The organism is Streptomyces sp. NPDC007162, from assembly GCF_040634175.1.
Lineage (GTDB): Bacteria > Actinomycetota > Actinomycetes > Streptomycetales > Streptomycetaceae > Streptomyces.
This window is the reverse complement of the sequence record NZ_JBEYFC010000574.1, coordinates 1-5,168: the sequence shown is the minus strand read 5'-3', so window position 1 is coordinate 5,168 and position 5,168 is coordinate 1. Positions and strand designations below refer to the sequence as shown.

4 protein-coding genes are annotated in these 5,168 nt (G+C 65.2%); all 4 read left to right on the top strand.

What is annotated here, in order from left to right; all coding sequences use genetic code 11:
• The first annotated feature begins 609 nt into the window (after positions 1-609).
• Positions 610-2,232 (top strand): ABC transporter substrate-binding protein, encoded by a 1,623-nt coding sequence (locus ABZ646_RS39520; protein WP_360530445.1) that lies wholly within the window; start codon positions 610-612, stop codon positions 2,230-2,232.
• Positions 2,233-2,381: 149 nt separating this feature from the next.
• Positions 2,382-3,308, top strand: a complete 927-nt coding sequence (locus tag ABZ646_RS39515) for an ABC transporter permease (protein WP_360530442.1) — start codon at positions 2,382-2,384, stop codon at positions 3,306-3,308.
• Entirely contained in the window at positions 3,301-4,239 is a 939-nt protein-coding gene (locus tag ABZ646_RS39510; RefSeq protein ID WP_360530439.1) for an ABC transporter permease, read from the top strand. Before ABZ646_RS39515 ends, ABZ646_RS39510 begins: the two co-directional genes overlap by 8 nt.
• A gap of 11 nt (positions 4,240-4,250) precedes the next feature.
• Positions 4,251-5,168 (top strand): ABC transporter ATP-binding protein (locus tag ABZ646_RS39505; protein ID WP_360530436.1); only part of this gene is annotated, 918 nt, incomplete at its 3' end.

Genomic DNA, 5,168 nt, shown 5'->3' with positions numbered 1-5,168 from the left:
GTCGACTGACCCGTACTTCGTCGACAAGGTCCACGATGTCGTCGAAGCACGGCTGACGCCGGCTTCCCACAGCAGGCACCGGGCACCCCGCACCGCGGGGTGCCCGGCCCTTTTGTCGGCGGGGGACCCGCCTCCGGCGCGGGACCGGGCGGAGGGTAGGGAAAACCCTCGTTCTGGCCGTGGAACCGCGAAGAGGGGCCTGTACGGCACTACGCTTTCTCACAGCGAGTGCTCCCCCCTGCGCCCATGCCGCAGCCGCCGGGATTCTGCAACTGGATTTTCATCCCACTCGCGTTCGGTATACGAACATTCGCGACCGATAGATGTGTAACAAGTCCGTTTCGCAGGGATCTTTCGGCTAACCCTTTGTCCGGATTTTGGAAGATGTACGCGGAAGGTGTGATCGAACCGAGACCTTATGAGTGTGGTTCGGTCATGTCGGATGGCAGATAGTTAGGCGCGTAGAGCTCGGATCAACAGGTCATGCGCTGGACGCGGCGTCGACCTGCGAGCGCGGGGAGTCCACCTCACGATTTCAGGCGCCGGTGACGGCGAAGTGTCGTGTGCTCCCCTCCGCGGTGAATCAATGGACTCATGAGGAGGAGCCCCATGCGTGGTGCCAAGAGCGCCAAGTGGGTTGCGATAGCTGCCGTTGTGGCGCTGGGCGCGACGGCCTGTGGTGGCGGCGGGGACGACACCAGCTCGGGCAAGGGCAAGGGCAACGGCGTGGTCTCGGTGGAGATCGGCGAACCGCAGAACAGCCTGGTTCCCACCAACACGTACGAGACCGAGGGCGGCCAGGTCATCAACGCCCTCTTCACGGGTCTGACCAAGCTTGACGCCGACAACAAGGTCGTCAACGCGATGGCCGAGTCGATCGAGACCAAGGACAACAAGGTCTGGACGATCAAGCTCAAGTCCGGCTACACGTTCCACAACGGCGAGAAGGTCACCGCCCAGTCCTTCGCCGACGCGTGGAACTACGGCGCGAACCAGACCAACGCGCAGCAGACCAACCCGCTGTTCAGCCACATCGCGGGCTACGCGGACCTGAACCCGGGTGAGGGCAAGAAGCCCAAGACCGACAAGCTGTCCGGTCTGAAGGTCGTCGACGACAACACTCTCCAGGTCACGCTGAACGGTCCGTTCTCGGCGTTCCCGTCGCAGCTGTCCTTCACCGCGTTCGTCCCGCTGCCCAAGGCGTTCTTCAAGGACCCGAAGGGCTTCGGCGAGGCTCCGATCGGCAACGGCCCCTTCGAGATGAAGGGCAAGTTCAAGCACAACGAAGAGATCGACGTCACGAAGTACGCCAAGTACCCGGACGCCTCGAAGATCGAGGTCAAGGGCGTCAACTTCAAGATCTACTCGGACCTGGACACCGCCTACAAGGACGTCGTCGCGGGCAACCTCGACACCCTGCTGACGATCCCCACCTCGGGTCTCCCGACGTACCACAAGGACCTCGCGGGCCGTTACATCGACGAGCCCGACTCGGCCGTCGGTTACATCGGTTTCCCGATCAAGTACAACAAGGCCTTCCAGAACGCGGACCTCCGCAAGGCCATCTCCATGTCGATCGACCGCAAGACGATCGCGGACAAGGTCTTCCTCGGCTCCCGTACGCCCGCGGACGACTACATCAGCCCGATCATCGACGGCTACCGCAAGGGTGCCTGCGGCGACTCGTGCACCTACAACCCGACCAAGGCCAAGGAGCTCTACAAGCAGAGCGGCGGCCTGCCGGGCAACACGCTGGAGATCGGCTACAACGCGGACGGCGGCCACAAGGAGTGGGTCGAGGCCGTCTCCAACCAGATCCAGCAGGCCCTCGGCGTCAAGGTGACGGCCAAGCCGTTCGAGCAGTTCCAGACGATCCTCAACGACCTGGACGCCAAGAAGTACCAGGGCGCGTTCCGGATGGCCTGGAGCATGGACTACCCGGACATGGAGGACTACCTCCGTCCGGTCTTCTCCAAGGACGCCATCGCCAACGGCTCCAACTACTCCGGCTACGTCAACGAGGACTTCGAGAAGCTCCTCGTCCAGGGCGACCAGGCCCCGACGCACGAGGACGCCATCAAGAAGTACCAGCAGGCGGACGACGTCCTCCTCAAGGACCTGCCGTACATCCCGGTGTACTTCTACACCCTGAACACCGGCTTCAGCGACAAGATCAAGTCGATGAAGATCGCCGGTCACCAGATCCTGTGGGACACGGTCAAGCTCAACTGACCACGTTCTGAACAGTTCTGACACAGAGCGGTACGGGGTGAGCAGGGGGAGGTTCGACCTTCCCCTGCTCACTCCTGCTGCCGTCTCCCGTCCGACCGTGCCGATCCCCTCCGGTCGCGGTCGGGTCGAGCACCCCCTCTGGAGTACCCATGGGCCGATACGTCGTGCGCCGCCTCCTGCAGGTGATCCCTGTGGTGATAGGCGTCACGTTCATCATCTTCTGCCTGGTCTTCGCTCTGCCCGGCGACCCGATCCAGGCACTGGCCGGCGACAAGCGCGCCGACCCCAACATCGCGGCGATCCTTCGCGCGCACTACCACCTCAACGAGCCGCTGTACCAGCAGTACTGGCACTACATCAGCGGCGTCTTCACCGGTGACCTCGGTGAGACGTACAACGGACGTGCCATCTCGGACATCGTCTCCCAGCGGTTCCCCGTCACCCTGAAGCTGGGTCTGACGGCGTTCGCCATCGAGGCCGTCATCGGCATCCTCGCCGGCATCTTCTCCGCCCTGAAGCGGGGCAAGTTCATCGACAACGTCGTGCTGATCTCGACGCTCGTCCTGATCTCGATCCCCGTCTTCGTGCTCGGCAGCGTGCTCCAGCTGGAGTTCGGTGTGAACCTCAAGGCCACACCGGTCGCCGGCATCGAGAAGGGCTGGCCGCAGAGCTACATCCTCCCGGCCATCGTGCTCGCCTCGACCTCCATGGCCTACATCGCCCGCCTGGTGCGCACCAGCATGACCGAGTCCAACCGCGCGGACTACGTCCGTACCGCGGTGGCCAAGGGTCTGCCGCGCTGGCGGGTCATCGGCGTGCACTCGCTGCGCAACTCCCTGATCCCGGTGGTCACCTTCCTCGGCTTCGACCTGGGCGCCCTCATGGGCGGTGCCATCATCACCGAGCGCGTGTTCAACCTGCCCGGTATCGGCGGTCAGCTGGCCCAGTCCGTGTATCTGCGGGAACGGCCGGTCGTGGTCGGTCTGGTGACCCTGCTCGTCCTGATCTACCTGGTCGCCAACCTCCTCGTAGACCTGCTGTACGCCGTGCTCGACCCGAGGATTCGCTATGAGTGAGAAGACGATAGAGAGGCCCACCACCGACGAGGCCGCCATCGCCAAGGAGATCGAGGCCGAGGAGAAGGCCGCGGCCCGGCAGGCGAGCCTGCTCAAGGACGGCTGGGCGGACCTGCGCAAGCGGCCCATGTTCCTGGTGACGGCCTTCATCATCGTGTGCCTGCTCGCCCTGGCGATCGCGCCCAGCCTGTTCACGGGCCGTTCCCCGTTCTCGGACGGCTTCTGCCAGCTCCAGAACTCCATGAACGGACCGTCCTCCGGGCACCTCTTCGGCTACGACGTCCAGGGTTGCGACATCTACACGCGTACCGTGTACGGCACCCGCAACTCGATCGTCGTCGGTGTGGTCACGACCCTGGTCACCACGCTGATCGGCGGTCTGCTGGGCATGCTGTCCGGTCTGGTCGGCGGCTGGGTCGACGCGCTGCTGTCCCGCATCACCGAGGTGTTCTCCGCCCTGCCGCTCATCGTCGGCGGTCTGCTGATCATGTCGATCTGGGGCGGCGGCGACGTGTGGTCGGTGTCGTTCATCATGGCGATCCTCGGCTGGCCGCAGGTCTTCCGGATCATGCGCGGCGAGGTCATCGGCAACAAGTACAACGACTACGTGATGGCCGCCCGGGCGCTGGGCGCGGACTCGGGACGGATCGCCTTCCGGCACATCCTGCCGAACACGCTCGCCCCCGTCATCGTCATCACCACCATGAACCTGGGCGTCTACATCGCCGCCGAGGCCGCCCTGTCCTACCTGGGCATCGGCATCCAGTACCCGAACATCTCGTGGGGCGTCATGATCAGCGACGCCCAGGACCGGTTCCTGACCAGCCCGCACGCGCTGCTGTTCCCGGCAGGTGCGCTGAGCATCACCGTGCTGGCGTTCATCGTGCTCGGCGACGTGGTCCGCGACGCCTTCGACCCCAAGATGCGCTGAGGGAGGCGTACGTGACCATCATCGACCCGACGGACGCCGTTCCGGCCCCGCGCCCCGGCGACCCCGAGCGCACCGGCCCCCTGCTCGAAGTGCGTGACCTGCACGTCGAGTTCCAGACCCGCGAAGGCGTCGTCCGCGCCGTCAACGGTGTCAACTACTCCGTGAACTCCGGAGAGACCCTCGCCGTGCTCGGCGAGTCCGGCTCCGGGAAGTCCGTGACCGCGCAGGCGATCATGGGCATCCTCGACATGCCGCCGGCCCGCATCCCCAAGGGGGAGATCCGCTTCTACGGTCAGGACATGCTCACCATGTCCGACGAGGAGCGGCGCAAGCTGCGCGGCGCCCGGATCGCGATGATCTTCCAGGACGCCCTCTCCTCGCTGAACCCGGTGCTCTCCGTGGGCTACCAGCTCGGCGAGATGTTCCGCGTCCACCAGGGCATGTCCAAGAAGGACGCCAAGGCCAAGGCGATCGAGCTGATGGACCGGGTGAAGATCCCGGCCGCCGCGGCCCGGGTGAACGACTACCCGCACCAGTTCTCCGGCGGTATGCGCCAGCGCATCATGATCGCGATGGCGCTCGCCCTGGAACCGGACCTGATCATCGCCGACGAGCCGACGACGGCCCTCGACGTGACCGTCCAGGCCCAGGTCATGGACCTGCTCGCGGAACTCCAGCGCGAGTACCAGATGGGCCTGATCCTCATCACCCACGACCTCGGCGTCGTGGCGGACGTGGCCGACAAGATCGCCGTGATGTACGCGGGCCGGATCGTCGAGACGGCACCGGTCCACGAGCTGTACAAGCGGCCCGCGCACCCCTACACCCGGGGTCTGCTGGACTCGATCCCGCGCCTGGACCAGAAGGGCCAGGAGCTCTACGCCATCAAGGGCCTGCCGCCCAACCTGCTCAAGGTGCCCAGCGGCTGT

Coding starts and splice junctions, on each gene's coding strand:
- ABZ646_RS39520 (WP_360530445.1), top strand. CDS start 610: ATGCGTGGTGCCAAGAGCGCCAAGTGGGTTGCGATAGCTGCCGTTGTG.
- ABZ646_RS39510 (WP_360530439.1), top strand. CDS start 3,301: ATGAGTGAGAAGACGATAGAGAGGCCCACCACCGACGAGGCCGCCATC.
- ABZ646_RS39515 (WP_360530442.1), top strand. CDS start 2,382: ATGGGCCGATACGTCGTGCGCCGCCTCCTGCAGGTGATCCCTGTGGTG.